At 67.4% G+C, this 2670-nt stretch carries 2 protein-coding genes; one reads left to right on the forward strand and one right to left on the reverse strand.

From position 1 onward, the window contains the following. Positions 1-530, reverse strand: a 530-nt coding sequence (locus tag VOI19_RS17795) for a CHAP domain-containing protein (protein ID WP_323794283.1), incomplete at its 3' end; no start/stop codon positions are given. Positions 531-729: 199 nt separating this feature from the next. Here VOI19_RS17795 and pepN point away from each other — a divergent pair. Continuing rightward, positions 730-2670, forward strand: a 1941-nt coding sequence (pepN, locus tag VOI19_RS17800) for an aminopeptidase N (RefSeq protein ID WP_323794284.1), incomplete at its 3' end; no start/stop codon positions are given.

Genomic DNA, 2670 nt, shown 5'->3' on the forward strand with positions numbered 1-2670 from the left:
GGCCAGGTGGTGCCGTCCTTGATGATGCGGCGCCAGTGGAAGTCGCCGCTCCAGGAGTCCTCGGAGATGATGATCTCGGTGTCGGAGACGATCTTCTCGACGATGGCGACGTGGCCGCTCGAGCCCGCCCCCGAGGCGTTGCGGTCCCACCAGGCCACCGATCCGAGGGCCGGGACCTTGTCGGTGATCGACTTCATCGCGTGGCCCCAGTTGTAGGCCATGCCGCTGCCCGACCAGGGACGCTCGGTGGACATGCCCGCCTGGATCATCCGGTAGGCCACGTAGTTGGTGCAGTTGTGGCCGGAGTACATCCGCCAGTACATCGCGTCGTTCTTGGCGCCGTAGCCGAAGTCACTCATCCCCGCGTTGGAGCACGGCTTGTAGCCGTTGCAGAGGTAGACCGACGACGCCTGCGCCGGCGCGGTCGCCGTCAGCGACGGCACGACTGCTGGGAGCAGTCCGCAGATCAGGAGGACCGAGGCGGCACGACGCGCGCGGGCAGGCCTGGGTGGCCGTTGGGGGGGAGTCACGGAGACCACTGTCAAGCACATCGGGTGTGTTTCGCAACAATATCCTCATAATTCACATCAGCCCCAATGTCACGCATCTATGAATCACAGGCGTGTCGTTTCTCCGACGAGTCGTCTGCCACGTCATCCCACCCGCTCCGAAGGTGGGCCAGGACACACCCATGTCGCCCCGAGCACCTCGGGTGCGAGGATGTCCCTCATGCCTGGAACCAACCTCTCTCGGGAAGAGGCCGCCACCCGCGCCGCCCTCCTCGACGTCACGTCGTACTCCGTTGACCTGGACCTCACGACCGGCGACACCGTCTTCGGCTCGACCACCACACTGTCGTTCACCTGCAGCGAGCCCGGCGCCTCCACGTTCGCCGACCTCGTCGGTGCCACGGTGCACGAGATCACGCTCAACGGCGCGCCGCTCGACCCCGCGTCGTACGCCAACAGCCGCATCCCGCTGCCTGACCTCGCGGCCGACAACGTGCTGGTGGTGCGCGCCGACTGCACCTACTCCCACACCGGTGAGGGCCTGCACCGCTTTGTCGACCCGGTCGACGACCGCGTCTACCTCTACTCGCAGTTCGAGGTGCCCGACGCACGCCGCGTCTTCACGACGTTCGAGCAGCCGGACCTCAAGAGCGAGTTCACCTTCCACGTCACCGCCCCCGACCACTGGGTCGTGGTGTCCAACGCCCCCACGCCCGAGCCCGAGTCGCTCGGCGAGGGCAAGGCCGTGTGGCACTTCCCCACGACGAAGCGGATGTCGACCTACATCACCGCCGTCGTGGCCGGCGAGTACCACGGCGTCTTCGACACCTACGAGGGCAAGTTCGGCACCATTCCGCTGGGCCACTACTGCCGCCAGTCGCTGGTGGAGTACCTCGACCGCGACGAGCTGGTGAAGATCACCAAGCAGAGCTTCGAGTTCTTCGAGGAGCAGTTCGCCTTCCCGTACCCGTTCGAGAAGTACGACCAGCTCTACGTGCCCGAATACAACATGGGTGCGATGGAGAACGCCGGCTGCGTCACGCTGCGCGACGAGTACCTCCCCCGCAGCCGCCAACCGCGCTCGTTCTACGAGTTCCGCTGCTCGGTGATCACCCACGAGATGGCGCACATGTGGTTCGGCAACCTCGTCACCATGAGGTGGTGGGACGACCTCTGGCTCAACGAGTCCTTCGCCGAGTGGGCCTGCTACTGGTGCGAGGCCGAGGCCACGGAGTTCACCGACGCCTGGACCGGTTTCGCCAATGCCCGCAAGCAGACCGGCTACCGCGCCGACCAGCTGCCGAGCACCCACCCGATCGCGGCCGACAACTACGACCTCGAGGCCGTCGAGGTCAACTTCGACATGATCACCTACGCCAAGGGCGCCTCGGTGCTCAAGCAGCTCGTGGCCTGGGTCGGACTCGAGGACTTCGTCGCCGGACTGCGTCAGTACTTCCAGGACCACGCCTACGGCAACACCGAGTTCGGTGACCTGCTCGCCGCGCTCGAGAAGTCGTCGGGCCGCGAGCTCAGCAGCTGGGCCGACGAGTGGCTCCAGACGGCCGGCGTCAACACGCTGACCCCCGAGATCGAGGTCGCCGACGACGGCACCTACTCGCGGCTGGCGGTGCGCCAGAGCGCGCACCCCGACCACCCGACCCTGCGGCGCCACCGCCTCGGCCTGGGCCTCTACGACCTCGTCGAGGACCGTCTCGTGCGTCGCGACTACATCGAGGTCGACGTCGAGGGTGAGACGACCGAGATCGAGGAGGCCGTCGGCCGGCGTCAGCCCGACCTGCTGCTGCTCAACGACGGTGACCTGGCCTACGCCAAGGTCCGCCTCGACGAGCGCTCGCTGGCGACCGCCATCGCCGGGCTCTCCCAGCTCGACGACTCCCTCGCTCGCGCGATCCTGTGGGGTGCCACCTGGGACATGACCCGCGACGCCGAGATGACCGCCCGCGACTTCGTCACCCTGGTGCTGGGCAACATCGGCGCCGAGACCGACCCGTGGGGCCTCACCAAGATCCCGGCCTTCGCCGTGCAGGCGGTCAACTCGTTCTCCGCCCCCGAGCACCGCGCCGAGCTCAAGCTCGAGTGGGAGCGCGGCCTGCGTCGCCTCATCGACGAGGCCGAGGCCGGCAGCGACCAGCAGCTCACC

The sequence above is a fragment of the Nocardioides sp. genome, assembly GCF_034670285.1.
GTDB lineage: Bacteria > Actinomycetota > Actinomycetes > Propionibacteriales > Nocardioidaceae > Nocardioides.